General features: G+C 72.3%; 13 protein-coding genes, 2 tRNA genes and 1 pseudogene. 9 read left to right on the forward strand and 7 right to left on the reverse strand.

Annotated features, from left to right (window positions below):
• Positions 1–34: 34 nt before the first annotated feature.
• Positions 35–984 (forward strand): annotated as a pseudogene (locus tag GA0115240_RS39375) (IS5 family transposase); the annotation flags it as partial.
• A gap of 269 nt (positions 985–1,253) precedes the next feature.
• Here GA0115240_RS39375 and GA0115240_RS22080 read toward each other — a convergent pair.
• The 6 genes from GA0115240_RS22080 to GA0115240_RS22105 form a co-directional block, all read right to left on the reverse strand.
• Positions 1,254–1,326 (reverse strand) — tRNA-Lys (locus GA0115240_RS22080).
• Positions 1,327–1,716: 390 nt separating this feature from the next.
• Positions 1,717–4,878 carry an FG-GAP-like repeat-containing protein gene (locus GA0115240_RS22085; protein ID WP_141708929.1) on the reverse strand — a complete coding sequence of 1,054 codons (3,162 nt, stop codon included), beginning with the start codon at positions 4,876–4,878 and terminating at the stop codon, positions 1,717–1,719.
• A 58-nt stretch (positions 4,879–4,936) separates the two neighbouring features.
• Positions 4,937–6,481 carry an FG-GAP repeat domain-containing protein gene (locus GA0115240_RS22090; RefSeq protein WP_093738838.1) on the reverse strand — a complete coding sequence of 515 codons (1,545 nt, stop codon included), beginning with the start codon at positions 6,479–6,481 and terminating at the stop codon, positions 4,937–4,939.
• A 263-nt stretch (positions 6,482–6,744) separates the two neighbouring features.
• Positions 6,745–9,030, reverse strand: coding sequence for a DEAD/DEAH box helicase (locus GA0115240_RS22095; protein ID WP_370673358.1), 2,286 nt, complete (start codon positions 9,028–9,030; stop codon positions 6,745–6,747).
• A gap of 250 nt (positions 9,031–9,280) precedes the next feature.
• Positions 9,281–9,805 (reverse strand): hypothetical protein, encoded by a 525-nt coding sequence (locus GA0115240_RS22100; RefSeq protein ID WP_093738842.1) that lies wholly within the window; start codon positions 9,803–9,805, stop codon positions 9,281–9,283.
• 228 nt (positions 9,806–10,033) lie between these two features.
• Positions 10,034–10,384, reverse strand: coding sequence for a metallopeptidase family protein (locus tag GA0115240_RS22105; protein ID WP_093738844.1), 351 nt, complete (start codon positions 10,382–10,384; stop codon positions 10,034–10,036).
• Between the two features lie 136 nt (positions 10,385–10,520).
• Here GA0115240_RS22105 and GA0115240_RS22110 point away from each other — a divergent pair.
• The 7 genes from GA0115240_RS22110 to GA0115240_RS22140 all read left to right on the forward strand — a co-directional run bounded on the left by GA0115240_RS22110 (position 10,521) and on the right by GA0115240_RS22140 (position 16,164).
• Positions 10,521–10,593, forward strand: a tRNA-Glu gene (locus GA0115240_RS22110).
• A gap of 430 nt (positions 10,594–11,023) precedes the next feature.
• The gene (locus GA0115240_RS22115) at positions 11,024–11,668 is read left to right on the forward strand and encodes a TetR/AcrR family transcriptional regulator (RefSeq protein WP_093738846.1); all 645 of its coding nucleotides are present in this window, start codon (positions 11,024–11,026) and stop codon (positions 11,666–11,668) included.
• Between the two features lie 26 nt (positions 11,669–11,694).
• The gene (locus tag GA0115240_RS22120) at positions 11,695–12,558 is read left to right on the forward strand and encodes a septation protein IspZ (RefSeq protein ID WP_237555098.1); all 864 of its coding nucleotides are present in this window, start codon (positions 11,695–11,697) and stop codon (positions 12,556–12,558) included.
• Positions 12,559–12,797: 239 nt separating this feature from the next.
• Positions 12,798–13,190 carry a winged helix-turn-helix transcriptional regulator gene (locus GA0115240_RS22125; RefSeq protein WP_093738848.1) on the forward strand — a complete coding sequence of 131 codons (393 nt, stop codon included), beginning with the start codon at positions 12,798–12,800 and terminating at the stop codon, positions 13,188–13,190.
• An 88-nt stretch (positions 13,191–13,278) separates the two neighbouring features.
• Positions 13,279–14,022: a transporter substrate-binding domain-containing protein gene (locus GA0115240_RS22130; protein WP_256069929.1), complete on the forward strand. Its 744-nt coding sequence runs from the start codon at positions 13,279–13,281 to the stop codon at positions 14,020–14,022.
• A gap of 484 nt (positions 14,023–14,506) precedes the next feature.
• On the forward strand, positions 14,507–15,331 hold the full coding sequence (locus GA0115240_RS22135) for a ferritin-like domain-containing protein (protein ID WP_093738852.1): 825 nt from the start codon (positions 14,507–14,509) through the stop codon (positions 15,329–15,331).
• Positions 15,328–16,164 (forward strand): ferritin-like domain-containing protein, encoded by an 837-nt coding sequence (locus GA0115240_RS22140; RefSeq protein WP_256069930.1) that lies wholly within the window; start codon positions 15,328–15,330, stop codon positions 16,162–16,164. Before GA0115240_RS22135 ends, GA0115240_RS22140 begins: the two co-directional genes overlap by 4 nt.
• Positions 16,165–16,258: 94 nt before the next feature.
• Here the strand turns inward: GA0115240_RS22140 and GA0115240_RS22145 are convergent, their stop codons facing one another.
• On the reverse strand, positions 16,259–17,305 hold the full coding sequence (locus GA0115240_RS22145; protein WP_093738854.1) for a sodium:calcium antiporter: 1,047 nt from the start codon (positions 17,303–17,305) through the stop codon (positions 16,259–16,261).
• Positions 17,306–17,731: 426 nt separating this feature from the next.
• Here GA0115240_RS22145 and GA0115240_RS22150 point away from each other — a divergent pair, with 426 nt between their 5' ends.
• Entirely contained in the window at positions 17,732–18,484 is a 753-nt protein-coding gene (locus GA0115240_RS22150; protein WP_093738856.1) for an alpha/beta fold hydrolase, read from the forward strand.
• The last annotated feature ends 147 nt before the right edge of the window (positions 18,485–18,631 follow it).

Consider the following 18,631-nt stretch of genomic DNA (forward strand, 5'->3'; position numbering starts at 1 on the left):
GGGATGCCGTTGGCGCGCATCCCTCAGAGCGCGTTTGAGATCTGGCGTGTCGGCTGTTCGGGGGCTCGTTGGGGTGGGCGTGAGTGGCGCGAGGCAAGGTTATCCGTCCGATCTGACCGATGAACGGTGGTTGCTCGTCGAGCCGTTGCTACGGGCGCCGAGGACGGGTGTCAGGGGTGGGCGGCGGGAGAAGCACCCGCGTCGGCAGATCGTGGACGCGATCTTGTACGTGGCCAGGACCGGCTGCCAGTAGCGCTACCTCCCCAATGACTTCCCGCCGTGGCCGACGGTCTACTGGTACTTCACCTGGTGGCACGACGAGGGCACAGTGAGCAGGGTCCGCGACGCGCTGCGCGTCAAGGTCCGCCGGGCCGAGGGCCGCAGCCCCGAGCCAACCGCGGCGCTGATCGACTCCCAGTCGGTGAGGGCCGCAGACAGCGTCCCCGCCTCAACCAGCGGGTTCGACGCGGGTAAGGAGACCAAGGGGCGCAAGCGGTTCATCGGCACCGACACCCTCGGCCTGCTCCTGGCCGTCCATGTTGTGGCGGCCAGTGTCCAGGAGCACGACGGCGCCAAGCGGCCACTGCTGTGGACTCGCCTGGACCATCCAACCGTGCTGAGGTTCTGGGCGGACCAGGGCTTCGCCGGCCGCCTCGTCCAGTGGGCCGCCGACACCCTGCGCCGCGAGGTGGACATCGTCCGTAAACAGCCCGGCCAGCGCGGCTTCCAGGTCCAGCCCAAACGCTGGGCGGTCGGATATTCGCCTGGAACACGATGCGCCGCCGCCTCGCCAGCGACTACGAACACAAGCCCGCCCACGCAGAAACCATGATCCGGTGGGCCATGACCGACGTAATACTCCGCCGACTCACCCGAGGCCGACCCGCCACCCGACCGGCCCCAAACCCCTACGACAAGCTCTCTGAGCCGATCTCAAACGCGCTCTCAGCGCGGGCGAGGGCACATAAGCCAGCTGCGTGGGCTTCGGCCAAGCTCACAATCTCGACGGTCACACGACAACTATGCAGCTGCTCCCGCCGTGGCAGAGCCCATAGCACCGTAGCCAACTACCGGCGTCAGGTCGAAGGCTGATCATCCACACATCCGGCGGAGGCTCGCGCCTAACCGAGTAGGCGCCCGCCCGCTCACGCATCGCTCACGCACGCCCCCCGGCACGGCTGTGCCCCGGCCGTCTCTCGACGACCGGGGCACCGTAACCGCAGGTCAGTGACCCCGGAGAGGGATCGACCCGGTAGGCCGTGTGGGACTCGAACCCACAACCAATGGATTAAAAGTCCACTGCTCTGCCAATTGAGCTAACGGCCCGCACACCGCAGCATAGCCGGGACCCGGGGGTGGGTCCGAGTCGAATCGGGGGTGGCGGGGTGTGCGGTAGAGGTCCGGGCGGAGCAGGGGGGTCGGGCGGGCGGAGGGGAGGTGGGTGGGGCGGTCGGGACGGCCCGCTGGGCAGCCCTCGATCCGCCCCTGATCCGCCCGCCCGGGGTCTGCTCGGGGCCTGCTCTGGCGGACCCCCGGGTGAAGTGGCGTCAGCCGCCAGCCCCCGGCCCTGGGCCACGCCCAAACCCCAGCCTCGCCGCCGGCCTCGGGCCACGCCCAGCCCCCCGCCTCCCCGCCGGCCTCGGGCCCCGCCCAGCCCCCAACCTCGGGCCACGCCCAGCCCCCCGCCTCCCCGCCGGCCTCGGGCCCCGCCCCCGCTCAGAGGAGAACGCGGTACTGCTGCCACCCCGCCCCCAGCTTCACCCGCGGTGCGAACGTGCCGTCGGGCTTCGGGGCGTAGCGCCACAGGGTGCCGGTGGAGTCGCGGGCGACCAGGTCGGGGCGGCCGTCCGTCGTGAGGTCGCCCGGGGAGACGACGGCGTTGTAGGTGGTCCAGCCGGTGCCGACGCGGACCCGGGGGGCGAAGGTGCCGTTGGCGCGGATGGTGAAGCGCCACAGGGTGCCGGTCGAGTCGCGGGCGTAGAGCTGGCCGGAGGAGCCGGTGAGGAGGTTGTAGGCGTTCCAGCCGGTGCCGATCTTCACCGGCGCGGTGAAGCCGCCCGCGTCGTTGTCGGCGTAGCGGAAGAGCGCGCCCGACGGGGTGCGGGCCAGCAGGTCGGGCCGGCCGTCGCCGGTCAGGTCGCCTGCGGAGAAGAGCGCGTCGTAGCCCGTGAAGCCGACGCCGACCTGGACATGCGGGTCGCCGGCGGCGAAGGACTTGCCGTGGCCGGGGTAGAGCCACAGGCGCCCGCTGAAGTCCCGGGTGAGCAGGTCGTCGGTGCGGTCGCCGTTGAGGTCGCCGTAGGGGACGAAGGTGGTGGCCGCCCCCCAGCCGGTCCCGGTCGCGCCGGTGGTGACACCGCCCGTCGAGGTGCCGGGGCGGACGTCGAACCGGCCCGCGCCGGTGACGCCGAGGACGTCGCCGCGCTTGTCCCCGGTGTAGTCGTGCGCCGCCGGACCGCCGCCCAGCAGCACGCTACCCGACGTGGTCAGCGCGGCGCCCTGGCCGTCGCGCGGGTGGGCGGTGAGGCTCCAGGTGTAGGTGCCGGCGGCGGCGTAGTGGCCCGCCGAGGTGGTCAGGTCCCAGGACGCGCTGACGCTGGTGCCGGTGTTGCCGGAGCTGGACGTGCCCGAACGGGTGGCCACGACCTGCCCGGCGGCATTCTTGACGGCCAGCGTCCACGCGCCGACGGGCCGGGAGTAGTCCCACTGCCCGGAGAACGGCAGGACGGCCGTGCCGTCGAGGTTCGCGCCGTCCGTGAAGGACCGGAGCAGGTTCAGCGGCTGCCGGCTGAGGTCGGCCAGCGGCAGCAGGTGGATCCGCTGCGCGGCGTCCGTGTACGCGACCCCGCCGCCGTATTTGTCCACCGACCAGGTGATACCGCGGTCATCACCGGTGAGGGTGCCCGCCGGGAGGTCGGCGAGGCTGCTGGTGACGGCGGTGCCGCTGCTGAAGACGGTGAGGACCAGTTTCCCCGCGGCCCGGTCGTGCCGGACGAGGTACCCGTCGCCGAGCAGGGTGTCGCTACCGGCGGGGACCGGGATGTTGCGCCCGGTCTTCCAGTCGAAGACGCCGGCCGTCGTGCCGCACGACCAGTAGAGCCAGCGGTCGTCGGCCTGCAGCTCGGTGAAGGCGGAACAGGTCGCGGCGGTCTGGAAGGTGGTGCCGAAGGTCCGGTCGAGGAGGTTGTACGGGCGGGCGCTGCCCTTGCCCGCCGTGCCGGGCACCCACAGGATGTGGCCCCAGAGCGCCGCCGCCGTGGTGGTCCGGGTGACCTCGGTGTGGGCGGTGTACCCGGAGCCGAGGTCGGCCACCCACTGCTTGTGCTGGCCGGGGCTGGTGATCAGGGTGTAGCCGTCGGAGGCGTCCGAGACCGCGTTGTCGTTCGCGCCGGTCTCGACGTCGTAGAAGGAATCGGCGGAGGTCGGTACCGGTGCGTTGACGAAGTCGGTGCCGGGGACCGGGTACGCGACCGTGCCGGTGCCGAGCCCCTGGAGGGGCGCGCAGGGGGTGCTGGTCGCGCAGGTCCGGACGGCGGGGGCGTCGTACCAGCGCCGCACCGGGCTGCCGACGGTGGGCGTCGCGCCCGGGCCTACGTCACGGCTGAGCAGCTGCGGGGTACTGGTGGTGTCGGTGCTGTAGACCAACTGCCCGGCGCTGTAGGCCAGTCCGTAGATCCGGGCCGGGACCGGCGTCAGCGGGCGGACGGTGCTGACGGCCGGGTCCGCCCCGGGGGCCGCGGTGATCCGCCGCACTGCCCAGTCGTCCGGGCCGGTGCCGCCGACCACCAGGACCGAACCGTCCGGGGTGACCGCGTAGGACGATCCGGAGCCGGCCAGCAGGGTCTGCGCGGCGCCGCCGCCGACCGGGACGCTGAGCAGCGTCGGGCCAACCACACCGCCGACACCGCCGAGTTCGGTGGTTGAGGCACGTATGAAGAGCACCCGGTCCCCGACGGGCACCGGGGTCGGCGCGCTGGTGTCGTGCAGCACCGCCGACGGGTACGGCGTCGCCTCGGCGGGGGCGGTCGGATCGTCGAGCGGTACGGAGTACGCGGTCGTGGCGCCCGGACCGTGGGTGAGTACCCGGGTGCCGCCGACAATCATCGTGCTCTGCGCACCGGTCGGCACGTCGGAGAAGATCTGCCGGACGGAGGCGTCGGCGTAGTTCAGCAGATAGGTGGACTGGGCGCCGCCGACGGAGAGGCGGATCACCGCGAAGTCGGCGCTCTGGGCGAGGAATCCGTGGAAGGCCGCCCCCGCCGGTACGCCGGACGCGGGCTGGTCGGTGACGCCGCCGTCGGGTGCGGGGCGGACGATGTGCAGTACGGGCGCGTCGGTGCCGTAGGTGACGACGGCGTCGGAGCGGAACGCGCCGGTGAAGTGCTGCCCGGCGGGCAGGGCGACCGTGGCCGCGGCGGTGCCGGTCGCACAGTCGCTGATCGTCACGACGGCCCCGCTCAGGACAGCCCTGAGTCCGGCGTTGACCGATCCGGGCACGGGTACGGAGGCCCCTTCGGTCCCGGTGGCCTCGTCGACCCAGCGCGTCGAGCCGTTGTCGCCGGTCGCGAGGTAGCCGGCCGGTCCGGCGGTGATGAGGCGCTCCTGCCGGGGCTCCCAGCGGCTGCCGGCCGGGACGACGGTCTCGGGTTCCGCGGCACTCGTGGCACTCGTGGCACTCGCAGCAAGGGTGGCACTCGCCGCCAACGCGGCACCGGGAAGACGGCCCGGCGCGTCACCCGGAGCGGCGGCACGAGAGCCGGCACGAGAGGCGATGGGAGAGGCGACCGCCGCCGGGGCCAGCCCGTTGGCCAGCCCGGTGGCGAGGAGGAGCGTGGTGGCTGCGGCGGTCAGGCCGCGGGGGAACGCGCGTCGAGGCACGTCGCCGCCCTTCTCGAGGAGGCAGCGGCCCGCAGGGGGCGGCGGCCGGGACCGTGTGTCAGCTGATGCGGGAGTAGGGCTTCCAGCCGGCCTGGGTGTAGTGCCTTGCCGGGAGCAGGCCCCCCTTGTTGTCGGCGTTGAGGAGGAAGACGCCGCCGCCAGGGGTACGGCCGAGGATGTCCTGGCGGCCGTCGTTGTCCATGTCGCCGCCGGTGACGAGGTCCTTGTAGGCGTTGAAGCCGGTGCCCATCTTGGTACGGGCCGAGTAACCGCCCTTGCCGTTGCCGCGGAAGAGCCACAAGGTGCCGCCGGAGTCGCGGGCGATGATGTCGGCGCGGCCGTCGCCGGAGAGGTCGCTGCGGCCGGTGACCAGGGTGTACGCCTTCCAGCCGGTGCCGATGGCGACCCGGGCCGCGAAGCCGCCCTTGCCGTTGCCCTTGTACAGCCACAACTTGCCGGCGGTGTCGCGGGCGAGCAGGTCGGGGAGGCCGTCGCCGGAGAAGTCGTCGGTGGCGAACAGCGAGGTGTAGCCCGCGAAACCGTTGGCGAGCCAGCTCTTGGGGGCGGTGTCGATGTCGTAGCCGCGCTGTCCCGGGTAGCGGTAGAGGGCGCCGCCGGGGGTGCGGGCGAGGACATCGGCGAGGCCGTCGCCGTCCAGGTCGCCGGCCTGGGTGATCCAGGTGTAGTTGATCTTGTAGTCGAGGGTGTCGGCGGACAGGCCGACCGGCTCCGGGAAGGGGCCGCCCGGGGGCATGAACTGCCAGCTGATCCAGTGCCCGCCGGCGGCGTCCTCCTGTTGGGTGGTCACCGAACCGGCGACCGAGAGGTACCGGGGCGCGAAGACATCCCGGCTCCAGGCGAGGATCTGGGCACGGTAGGCGGTGATGTTGGCGTAGACGCGTACCCCGTCGGCGGCCACGCAGCCGGTGGCGCTCGTCGCGGACAGGCCGATGAGCTTGCCGCCGGCCATCAGTGCGCCGCCCGCGTCGCCGGCGCACTGCTCAGCGTGGTCGGGCTTGGCGGTGCCGGGCTTGGGCAGGGTGCAGAACGTCCCCGGAGCCTGCGGGTGGCCGAGGTGGGCGGCGCAGGTGCCGGCCGACAGGATGGAGACCTGCTCGGTGTGTGCGGTACGGGTGTTGTCGCGCCCGTGGAGGCCGGCCCAGGAGTAGAACGTCGCGGTCGCGCCGGCCGCGTAGAGCTTGGCGTCGCCGGTCGTCGCCAAGGTGGGACGCCCGCTGCCCGTGGTGTAGCTCACCGGGGTGTTGCTCGCCTCGGTGATCCCGAAGGCGCTCTGCCGGGTGGCGGGGACGAAACCCGCCGGCACCCGGTAGGCCGGGTTCTGCGAGATGAAGTCGGGTCTTCCGCCGTGGTACCACTGCGAGCGGTCGTCCGAGGTATGGCCGGTGAAACAGTCCGCTCCCGTCAGCTCCCGCGTTTCGGACAGCTCGATGGCGCTGCACAAACGCGACGCGCCTTTGGTCAGGTTGTACGTGGTGTATCCCACCAGCCAGGACGGGAAGGCCGGCGCCGCGGCCTGCGCGGTCGGCGTACCGAGCGCCAGCATGCCCCCCGCCAGCAGCGCCCCGGCCAGCGCGGCCGTCACCGCCCGCCGCGCAGACCCAGCTCTTGTGTACCTGTGCATCGAAGCAACCCCCCACGGGTGACCGGCCGTCCGCCCTCACCGGGAGGGCACGCGCGCTGTTGAAACCGCCTGGTCAATCCCCTGGAGACCACGCGGACGAGGCACTGTAGCAGCCCGCACGGCAAAGGCCCCGGAGTCACGTCACGCGCGACTCCGAGGCCTTTGCCCTGCTCAACTCTTGTTCATCTCAACGGTGCCGGTTCGCCGCAGAGAGCTCACGGCGGTCAGCCGTTGCGCTTCCAGCGCGGCTTGCGGTCGGCGGCCGGCGCGGCCGTGTTGTCGCGGCTGTAGGAGGAGTTGGGGCGGTCGCGGTCGCCGAAGGACGGGCGACGGTCGCGGTCGCCGAACGCCGGGCGGCTGTCGCGGCGGTCGCGGTTGAAGGGGCGGTCCTCGGTGCGGTTGCCGAAGGCGGGGCGGCTGTCGCGGCGGTCGTCGCGGTTGTAGGCCGGACGGGCGTCACGACGGTCGCGGTCGCCGTACGACGAACTCGACGCGGGGCGGCGGTCGTCGCGGTTGTAGGACGAGGACGACGAGGCCGGCCGGCGGTCGTCACGGTTGTAGGAGGACGACGACGAAGGCGCGGAGGACGCGGGGCGACGGTCGTCACGGTTGTACGCCGGACGGCTGTCGCGGCGGTCGTCCCGGTTGTACGCCGGACGGGCGTCACGACGGTCGCGGTCACCGTAGGAGGAAGAGGACGAGGCCGAGGAGGACGCGGGCCGGCGGTCGTCCCGGTTGTACGCCGGGCGGCTGTCGCGGCTGTCCCGCCGGTCGTCGCGGTTGTACGAGGGGCGCCGGTCGAAGTTGCCCCGGTCGTCCCGCCGTTCACGGTCGCGATCGCGATCGCGGTCCCTGTCGCCGTACGCGGGCCGGTCGTCGCGACGCTGGTAGGCCGGCTGCTCCGAACGCGGCTCCGGTACGGAGGCCAACGCGGCAACCTCGGCGGCGAGTTCCGCCGCCTTGGCGGCCACCGCCTCATCCGGGTCCTCCCCGCGCTCCCGCGCGGAGCGGGCGGTCAACCGGTCCGCCTCTTCGCGCAGTTCGACGGCGCGGCGCTGCAGCCGCTCCAACTGGCGGGTGAGGTCGGCGACTTCACGCTCGGCCTGGACAGCGGCGTTCTGCAGCGCGTCGGCCTGGACGTCGGTCAGCGAGCGGGCACCGGTGATGCGGGAGACGTCCTCGTCGAAGACGCCGGCGCCGCCGATGATGTGGCGCGAGGCGTCGACGCCCGCGTCCTCCATCAGCCGGAAGATCTGCTTGCGCTGGTGCGGCAGGGCCAGCGAGACGACCGTGCCGGACTCGCCCGCGCGAGCGGTACGGCCGGAGCGGTGCAGGTAGTCCTTGTGGTCGGCGGCCGGGTCGACGTTCAGCACCAGGCCGATGTTGTCGACGTGGATGCCGCGGGCGGCGACATCGGTGGCGACCAGCACATTGACGCGGCCCGCCTTGAAGTCCTCAAGGGTGCGGGTGCGGGCGCCCTGGGTCATCCCGCCGTGCAGGGCGTCGGCCCGTACCCCGGACTCGATGAGCTGCTCGGCGACGCGGTCGGCGCCCATCTGGGTGCGGACGAAGATGATCGTCCGGCCCTTGCGGGCGGCGATGGCGGCGGTGACCGGGGCCTTGTCCTTGGGCTTCACGATCAGCACGTGGTGGCTCATGGTCGTCACCGCGCCCTGGGCGGCGTCCACCTCGTGGGTGACCGGCTTGACCAGGTAGCGCCGGACCAGCGAGTCGATCTCGTTCTCCAGCGTGGCGGAGAACAGCAGTCGCTGGCCGCCGGCCGGGATGAGGTCGAGGATCTCGGTGACCTCGGGCAGGAAGCCCATGTCGGCCATCTGGTCGGCCTCGTCCAGGACCGCGATCTGTACCTGGTCGAGCGAGGCGGCGCCCCGGTTGATCAGGTCGCGCAGTCGGCCGGGGGTGGCGACCAGCACGTCCACGCCGCGCTCGAGGGCGTAGATCTGGTTCTGCATGGAGGTGCCGCCGCAGACGACCTTCATCTTCAGGCCGAGCACGTCGCCGTACGGCTGGAGCGCGTCGGCCACCTGCATCGCCAACTCGCGGGTCGGGGTGAGGATCACGCCCCTGGGGTGCTTGCGCTCGGTGCGGCCGCCGGACAGCAGGGTCAGCAGCGGCAGGCCGAAGGCCAGGGTCTTGCCGGAGCCGGTACGGCCGCGGCCCAGGATGTCCCGGCCGCTGAGCGCGTCCGGGATGGTGGCGGCCTGGATCGGGAAGGGGGTGACCACGCCGTTCTGGGTGAGCTTGCGGACGATGCCGTCGGCCAGGCCGAGGTCGGCGAAGGTGATGCCCGGCTCCTCGAGGATCTCGGGCTCATCGGCGGGCGCGGCGGCTTCCGGCGCCTCGGAGTTCGCGGCACCGGCCGGCGCGGGGGCGGCGGCCTCGGCGGGCTCGGTGGCCTCGGGTGCGTCAGCGGTCACAACGGCTACAGGTGCTTCCGGGGCCACGACGGCCTCGGTGATGACGATGGCGTCGCCTGCGTTCTCGGGCATGGCGGAACGGTCGGCACTGTCAAGGGACATGCGAAAGCAAAACCTCTCGGAGACTTACGGCACGCGCCAGCTCCGCAGGTTGCTTACAACCGCCTCGATGCGGTCAGCCACAGGAGAAAAGGAACGCGCCACGGGGCGCGTATTGGTCAGGCGCCAGGACACATGGAAAGTGGGATCAAACGATCTACCAGCATACGCATCGGGTACCGCTTTTGCCAATCGCCTCCTGAGCCCGGCCTGACCTGCGGTTTCAGTCCTCTCCGCCGGGCGCGGGACTGCCGGGTGGCGAGCTGTCGCTCTGGCTCGGGGGGTCGGTGGGGGCCGCCGTCGTCGGGTCGGCGGCCGGGGTGGTGGGGGGCGGCGCCTGCTGGGTGGGGGACGCCTGGGCGGTGGGCTGCGGGACGGTGACCCCGCCGGCCGACGACGGCACGGCCCGGCCGCCGGCGGGCTTGCCCGAGGCCCGGTGGGTGACCGAGGCCGAGGCGGAGGCCCCCGCGGAGGGCAGGGTGCCGGACGCCGAGGGCGATGGCGACATCCCGTTCTTCCCGGCCGGCCGACCCGCGGCCGGCTCCATCCGGCCGCCGCCCGGCCCGTCCGCGACACTGCCCGCACTGGCCGGTACGTGGTTGGGCTTGGGGTCGGGCTCACTGCCGGCACTCACACAGGCGGCCACCCCGGCGGCCACCAGCGTGACAAGGACGGCGGACCGGATGCCGACGACACGGGCGCGGGCGCGGGGGCTGCGGATGCTGTCGCCGTTCTGCGGTGGGGGCATGTGCGGGACCTCGGGCTTCGGTGGGGGCCGCCTACGCGGGACGTACGCGGCCGGTCTCGCCCTGTCCAACGCCGCCGCATCCCACCAGGACACGCCCGTATCCGTACGGCCGTGCCGCCGGTCATCCGGGCGGCGGCCCGCCGGGGGCCCGCCGCGAGTCCCCTGCCGGGTGGCCGGGGGCCGGGCGGCTCAGCGAGGCGCCGCCCGCCCCTCACCCGTAGCCGCTCCTCACCCGTAGCCGAGCGCGTGCAGCCGGGCGTCGTCGATACCGAAGTGGTGGGCGATCTCGTGGACGACGGTGACCTCGGTCTCGGCGACCGCCTCCTCCCGGTCGGCGCACATGCGCAGCGTCGGCCCCCGGTAGATCGTGATCCGGTCCGGCAGCACCCCGGCGTACCACTCTCCGCGCTCGGTCAGCGGTGTCCCCTCGTACAGCCCGAGCAGCCCGGGCTCGCCGGAGGGCGGCTCGTCCTCCACGAACACGGCCACGTTGTCCATCAGGCGGGTCAGCTCCGCCGGGATCCGGTCGAGCGCCTCACCGACCAGTTCCTCGAACTCCTCGCGCGTCATTTCCAGCACCCCCCTATTGTCCCGGCCGGCACCCGCTTCGAGCCCCGCGCCGACCCCCGCGAAACGGTTTTGGCGATCCCCCGGCCCATCCCATATGCTGCTCGCGTCCCCGAAGTGCGCCGACGGCGCCCACGGACGGCCATCCGCCCTCATCGTCTAGTGGCCCAGGACGCCGCCCTTTCAAGGCGGTAGCACGGGTTCGAATCCCGTTGGGGGCACCTCCAGCCACAGCACCCATGGCTGCCTCGCTTCGAGGCAGCCGGTGTGTGGCCGGGCTGGCGGGTATCCGAAGAAGCGGTCATCCGGTCCCCGCTGCGGACCTCGAGAGTCCGAAATTTGCGGCTCCGGGACTTCGGGACTCCGGCTCCTTGAGACTCCAGGTCCTTGGGGCTCCGGCTCCTTGGGACTCCGGGACCTCGTGACCTCGACTCTTCGTCGGCAGCAGCCCCTTGGGTGCCTCGCCCCCTCGCCCGGAGGGTCGGGTCGCCCCCTCCGCATGGACTGCGGGACCCCGTTGGACCGAACCCGCTGCTGCCATCGACGCTTCCACCCGGCCGTCGGCGGCCGCGCGTCGCCCCGAGGTCACCCCACCACGAATCCGCCCGCAGGTCTTGCTCAGGCGAGCAAATTTCCGGTACCGTCTTGCTCATGCAAGCAAGGAACAGCTCGGGTAAGCAAAAGACGGGGCACGAGGCCGGTTCCTCCTTCACCGGGACGGGCCGCCGGGCCCAGATCGTCGCGGCGGCCATCGACGTCATCGCCGAAGTCGGCTACCACCAGGCGTCGTTCGCGAAGATCGCCGCGCACGCCGGACTGAGCAGTACGGGGATGATCTCCTACCACTTCAAGGGGCGGGACGATCTGATGCGCGGGGTCGTCATCGAGGTGATGCAGCTCGCGGGCGGGTACATGCGGCCCCGGATCGAGGCGCACGAGAGCCCGGCGGCCCGCCTGCGCGCGTCCATCGAGGGCAACCTCGACCTGCTCGCCGAGTACCCGAAGCACCTCGCGGCGATTGTGGAGATCCTCGGCAATCTCCGTGGCGGCGACCCCGGCATGGTCGCCTTCCTCGAAACGACGGAGGGCATCCTCGCCTTCCAGGTGGAACAGATCCGCACGGCGCAACGCGCGGGTGAGTTCTGCGACTTCGACCCATGGGTGATGGTGCGGGCGATCCGCGCCGCCATCGACGACGTGGTGCGGCGCGCCACCCACGATCCCGATCTTGATGTGCGGGCCGCCGGCCGGGAGTTGGCGGACCTGTTCGAGCGCGCCACCAAGAGGACGTCATGACCGCAGCGGACACGGGGGTATCCATCATGACAACGCGTCAGACACGTTCTACCGACCCGGACGGGACAGCCGCCGGCCGAAGTGAGAAGGCCGAGGTCGTCGCGGACGAGGCGGTGACAACCGAGAACGTCACGGGCGGGGGCAACGCAGAACGGAACGACGGGGTTGAGGGCAACGCGGCCGGGGGCAACATCGCTGAGGACAACACGGCCGGTGCCGCCACGGCGGAGGGCAACACAGCCGGTGCCGGCACGGCGGAGGCACGGCGCCGCACAAAGGCACTGCGCCAGCGGATGGCCGGACAGCTGCTCTTCGAGCTCGTCCTCCCGCTCGGCTCCTACTACGGGCTGCGCGCGGCCGGCGCCGGCCAGTGGCTCGCGTTGGTCGCCGGCGGTCTGCTGGTGCTGCCGTGGATCGCCTACGGGATCGTGCGGCAGCGGCGGGTGGAAACGATGGCGGTGTTCACGCTGAGCCTGGTGGTCGTCGGCGGCCTGCTGTCCATGATCACCGGCGACCCGAGGGTGCTGCTGCTCCGGGACAGCTGGCTGACCGGCGCGATCGGGCTCTGGGTGCTCGGCTCGCTGTTCACCCGGCGCCCGTTCATGATGACGGCCTCGCGCGGCATCGTCATCGCCAAGGTCGGCGAGGCCGGACTGGTCGCCTGGGAGGCGCGCTGGGACGCGGAGCCGACGTTCCGCCATCACCTGCGGCTGCTCACCGCGGTGTGGGGCGGGGGCATCCTGTTCGACGCCGTACTGCGGGTGGCACTGGTGTACAGCATCCCGGTGGACGCCTTCCCGCTCACCAGTACCGTGCTCTGGCTGGTGCTGCTCGGCGGGCTCTTCACGTTCCACTACACGTACATCACCCGGAACGGCCTGAAGCTGTAAACGGACAGCGCGGACCTGCCCGGCCCGGCCCGGCCTGCGCCGGGCCGGGCCGGGCGGCGCCCACGTGGAGCTGTCCGAGCTGTGGCCGGGGCCGATCCTGGACAGTTCCGCGCTGTCGCGGCCCACGGCCACGGTGAGCGGTCGTGTCCCGCCGCCTTCCGCGGCTGCCACGACGTGCTCGGGCAGCGGTCCGATCGGTCGGCGCAGCCGGGGCCGCCGACACGGGTTACGCTGGTCAGGTGAGTCAGGAAAACGAAGCGACCAATCTCGGTAGTCCTCGGGCCTGCTCCATCGCTGACGCGCTCGAGGTCGTCGGGGAGCGCTGGAGCCTGCTCGTGCTCCGCGAGCTGAGTTTCGGCGTCCACCGGTTCAAGGACATCCAGATCAACACCGGCGCCCCGCGGGAGACGCTCGCGCTGCGGCTGCGCAAGCTGGAGGAGGCCGGCGTGATCGAACGCCGGCGGTACTGCGAGCGTCCGCCGCGCGACGAGTACCTGCTCACCGACGTCGGCCAGGACCTCATCCCCGTCCTGAGCGCCCTGCGCAGATGGGGTGAGCGCCATGTCACCCCCGTCCTCGCCGCCCGTGGCGACGACGCCCCCCGCAGGGTGCCGCCGCGGGCCGGCGCGTAGCCGGAACGGTGCGGTGCCCGTTGTGGCGCCTCGCGGGTCATCCACCGGGATGATCTTGAAAAAGCCGCAGCCGGTAAACTCTTCCCCCGTGACTGACGCGACACCGATCACCCCGGCCCTCGTTTCCGCGTTCGCACCGGGCGGCACGCTGCGAGCGTCGATCAACCTGGGGAATCCCGTCCTCGCGCATCGCGACGCGGGTGGTGAGCCCGCGGGCGTATCGGTGGATCTGGCACGGGAGTTCGCGCGGCGACTCGGGGTGCCGGTCGAGTTGGTGGCGTTCGAGAGGGCTGCGGCGTCGGTCGACGCGGTGCGCGACGAGCGGGCCGACGTCGGCTTCTTCGCCGTCGATCCGGCACGCGGTGCGGGGCTGCTGTTCACCGCGCCCTACGTGCTCATCGAGGGCAGTTACCTGGTCCCGGAGTCCTCGGCGCTGACCGAGAACGCGCAGGTGGACGCGGAGGGCCAGCGCGTCTCGGTCGGTGCGGGGAGCGCCTACGACCTGTTCCTCAGCCGTGAGATCCGGCGGGCCGACATCGTCCGCTTCCCCGGCGCGGGGCCGGCGCTCGCGGCCGTACGGTCGGACGAGGTCGAAGTGGCCGCCGGTATCCGGCAGTTGCTGGAAAGCGAGGCGCAACGCGCCCCGGGTGTGCGGGTGCTGCCCGGGCGCTTCATGGTGATCCAGCAGGCGATGGCAACACCGGCCGGCCGAGGCAGCCGGGCGCAGGGGTTGCTGGCCTCTTTTGTCGAGGAGATGAAAGCAGGCGGTTTCGTCGCTGCCGCGCTGCGGCACCACGGCATCGAGGGCGCGATCGTGGCGCCCGCCGCCTGACTTCTGCCGCTTGACTGACGTGCCGTCAGATACTGGGCTGCCCCGCTGGCCGGGTGGGTGGCATACGCGTCGGCGTGGCCGAGGATCAGCGCCGGGCCGGGCCGATCGGGGGCGCGCCGTCGCCGCACGGGTCAGTCGGGACGGCGGTGACGGCGGTGGGGCCACGCGGGCCACCGCGAGCACGACGAGTACCGCTGCCGCCCGTCGTCTGCGGGGGCCTGCGTGGGATGCGGGGGCGGCAATCGGGCGGTTCCGCCCCGACGGCGCGGCGCGGAGCCGCCGACGTGGCCAGGGCGATCGGCGCGGCGCCGATGCCGCCCGCGGCCTTGCCCGAACGGATGCCGTGCGGGCATGGCCGCAATCAGTGCCGGCGGGGGCGCCGCTACCTCTTTCGGGGTTCCGACCAATCCGCACCGCCGACCGCGACGAAGGCCTTGACGTGAGCGCTTGTCGACCGATCGGGCGCGCGGAGAGATGGGGCGTGATGGGCGCAGAGCGCATCGACACCCGACTGCTGGAAGAACTGACCGAGCAGTCACAGGATTTGAACAGCGACGCGGTACGCATCACGGCGGAGGCACTGGAGGACTTCACCGAAGTCACCCGGGACGAGGCCGCGTCGGCGTCCCCGTCGGCGTCGGATGCGCGGTCCCGCCGCTGGTGGCGGCGCGGCAGCACGGTCGCCGGGGTCGCCGGGGCCGCCGCGCTGCTGACGCAGATGCGGGCGGTCGCCGCGACGACGAGCGACGACATCATGGCGCTGCAGACGGCCGCTTCGATCGAGAACCTGGCCATCAGCGTCTACCGGACGGCCGCGGGGCTGCCGTTCATCAAGGACGGCAACAAGACGGTCGCGGCGTTCATCGCCAAGACCACCACGCAGCACCAGGCGCACGCCCAGGCCTTCAACGCCGCAGCCACCCAGGCCGGCGGAAAGGCCCAGTCCGGGCCGGACCCGAAGTACGCGGCCGTGGTGAAGAAGGCGCTGCCCTCGATCAAGACCCCCGCCGACGTGGTGGCGCTGGCCATCACGCTGGAGGATGTCGCCGCGCAGACCTACGCCAAGAACGTCGGCCAGGTCAGCAGCAATGAACTGCGGAAGCTCTTCGCCTCCGTCGCCCCGGTGGAGGCGCAGCACCGGGCCACGCTGCTGGCCGTACAGGCGCTGCTGGCCGGGAACTTGGGCGATCTGATCGCCATCCCGACGAACGCCGCCAAGCTGCCGGCCGCCGCGGGCAGTGTCGGATTCCCCGACGCCTTCTACCCGACCAAGAGCGCTTCGCCGATCACTGAAGGGGCCGTGAAGTGACCGCGACACGCGACGACTGGGAACTGCCGATCAGCGAGGCCCAGTTGGCCCGCCTCACTCGGGACATGGAAAGCGCCCACCGCGAGACGCTGCCGGCGATGCGGGCCGGCGCGGTGGATCTGGCCGCGGAGATCCGCGGCGGTGCCGCTTCCGGCGCGCCTGTCGACGGGCCGCGGGACCCGGGCCGGCGCCGCTTCCTGCTCGGCGCGGGCGGTGTGGCCGCCGGCCTGGCGCTGGCGGCCTGCTCCGGCAACGACAAGAAGTCACCGGCCTCCTCCGGCAAGGCCGCTTCGACCTCGTCGTCGGCCGCGGCCTCCGGTGCCGGCAGCTACACCGGGGACCTGAAGGTCGTCGCCCTGGCGGTAGCCCTGGAGAACCAGGCGGTCGGCGCCTACCAGGCGGCCCTGGCCGCCGCCAAGGCCGGCAAGCTGGGTACGGTTCCGCCGGCCGTCGCCACCTTCGTGACCACCGCGATGGCCCAGCACACCGACCATGCCAAGGCCTGGAACGCGGTCCTGACCGGAGCCGGCAAGCCCGCGATCACCAACGTGCCGCTGTCCAACCAGCCCGCCACCCTGGCGGCGCTGGGCAAGGCCGCCAGCGTCGGCGACGTGGCCCAACTCGCCCTGCAACTGGAGGACCAGGCCGCGCAGACGTACCTGTTCGCCACCTACAACGTCACCAGCCCGGCCGGAATCGCCACCGCAGCCTCCATCGCCCCCGTGGAGGCCATGCACGCGGCGATCCTCAACTTCGTTCTGGGCCAATACCCCGTCCCGAGCGACTTCCTGCCCACCGACAAGGCCGCCAGCCCCACCCTGCTGACCGTCTGACCCGAACGCGTGCGGGGCGGTCCCACCCACGGCGGACCGCCCCGTACGCTCCCTCCTCCGGATCGGCCCCGCCGGGAATCGGATCCGCCGGCGGTCACGCCAGGATCAGCACCAGGCCCACCGCGAAGACGGCGTAGAAGGCGGCGGCCACCGTCAGCCGCCCCGGGGTGAGGCGGTGGGCCAGCATGGTCCCCAGCAGGTAGACGATCGCGGCGATCGTGACGATGCCGGACCACAGCAGGGCGGTGTCGAACCGCCACCTGGTGAAGAGCAGGCCCAGGCCGCTGGGCACGGTGGCCTGGATCATCATCGCGCCGGAGATGTTCGCCAGCGACAACTGGGTTTTGCCCTGGCGCACCCAGATGATCGCGTTCATCACCTCGGGCAGCTCGGTGGCGATCGGGGAGAGCAACAGCGCGGTGACCGCGCCCGACAGGCCCAGGATCGGGCCGATGGCGTCCAGCTGCTTCACGAACAGCTGGGAGGCCAGAAAGATCACCAGCAAGGTGGCCGTCGTCTGCACCACCACGGCCTTGGTGGTCGGCGAGGCCGCCTTGCGCTGCAGCTTGAGGGGTTCGAGTTCCTCGTGCGTGTCTCCGGCGGCCCGGCTGCTGCGGATCTCGCGCGAGAAGTAGACCGCGTAGGCGGCGAAGAACAGCAGCCCCAGGTAGTGCTTGAAGGCGAAGGAGACCAGCCCGAGGGCGACTTTCACGACGAAGATCGGCAGGAACCACTCCTGGTCCCTGGCCAGCCGCCGCATGTCCTTCTCGTCGCCCAGCGCCTGCCGCCCCGCGGGCTGCGGGGACTCACCGGTCTCCGCGCGGACCGCCTTGACGTACTGGTGGCGCTTGCGCAGCAGCATCGCCCCGGTGACGCCGTAGGCGATGGTGGACAGCGCGAGCGGTCCGCCCAGCGCCGCCCCGATGCCGACGTCCTTCGCCTTCTCGCTGCCGCCGGTGGTGACCGCCACCAGGGTCACCACTGACTCGGGCAGCGCGGTGCCGAACGCGGCCAGGATGGTGCCGACCGCCGTCTTGCCCACGTCGAGGCGCCGGCCCAGCCACTCCACCGCGTTGACGAACCACTCGCAGGAGAGATAGATCGCGACCGCGCACACGACAAGCAAGACGAAATGGATCACAGGGACCATCCAGCCCCCCGCGTCGCCGGAGACCGCGGACGACGCGCGGGGGAATCGCCCCGCGTGCCGCACCGGCCCCACCCGCCGAAGTGTGCTGCCGGTCCCGAAATCTCGAAGTTCGGCATACCGCTCCCGCGAAGCGGCGCGCCTCGAACGTATTCGAACTACGTTTGAAGAAGTGACGACGCGCTCGGGGCGCTCGAACCGCGCGTGTGCGTGCAGTGGCCGATCGTCGATGACGACGGACGACGGATGGCGGATGACACCGGTGGATGCCGGATGACGCCGAGCGGCACGACTGAGGCAGCGCGGCGCCGCCGCCCGCACCCACCGCCGTGTCCGCGGCGGACCCCCGTCGAACAGCCCGAACACCCCGATCACCTCGAACAACCGCAGGGCACCACCACACCACCGGACAGGAGCAGCATGCCCGCAGTATTCGTGCACGGCGTACCGACGACCTACCGCGTCTGGGACCGGGTGCGATCGCTGCTGCCCGCCGAATCGGTCGCGCTCGCGCTTCCCGGCATGGGCGCCCCCCGGCCGGACGGTTTCAGCGCCACCAAGGACGCCTACGTCCAGTGGCTGTCCGAGGCCCTGGACGCGATCGAGGGCCCGATCGATCTGGTCGGCCATGACTGGGGCTCGCTGCTGGCACTGCGGGTGGCCGGCACCACGGACCGGCTGCGGAGCTGGGTGGGCGACGTGGCCAATGGCTACGACCCCACGTACACGTGGCACTACGCCGCGCACATCTGGCAGACCCCGGGCGAGGGCGAGGCCTGGTGGGCGGCGTCCCGGGCGTCGGCCCCCGGCAGTCCGGGCAGCACGGCGGGCCGGTTGCAGCGGATGGGGATGCCGCGCGACCAGGCGCTGCTCGTCGGTGCGGCCGACGACGAGACCATGGTCGGCAGCGTGCTGGACCTGTACCGCTCCGCCGTTCCGAACCTCCACGCCTTCTGGGGCGCGGAGCTGCCGCGCGCGGCCCGGACCCCCGGGCTGGTCGTGGTCCCGCGCGCCGATCCCTTCGACGACGAGGCCGCTTCGCGGCGGACGGCCGAGCGGACCGGGGCACGGACGGTGACGCTGGACGGACTCGGCCATCTGTGGATGGCGCAGGACCCGCAGACCGCCGCCGACACCCTGACCGGCTTCTGGGACTCCCTCGACAGGGCGTGACGCAGGCGTGACGGCGCCGGCCAGAAGTGGCGGCCGACGATCAGGCCCGGCGGCGCCGGCTAGAGGCGCTGCCGGTCAGCGGTGCGTGCCGGCCTGGGCCGCGTGCCGGCCAGCGAGGCGTGCCGGCCAGGGGCCGCGCTCCCGCCA

Source organism: Streptomyces sp. DvalAA-14 (assembly GCF_900091855.1).
GTDB lineage: Bacteria > Actinomycetota > Actinomycetes > Streptomycetales > Streptomycetaceae > Actinacidiphila.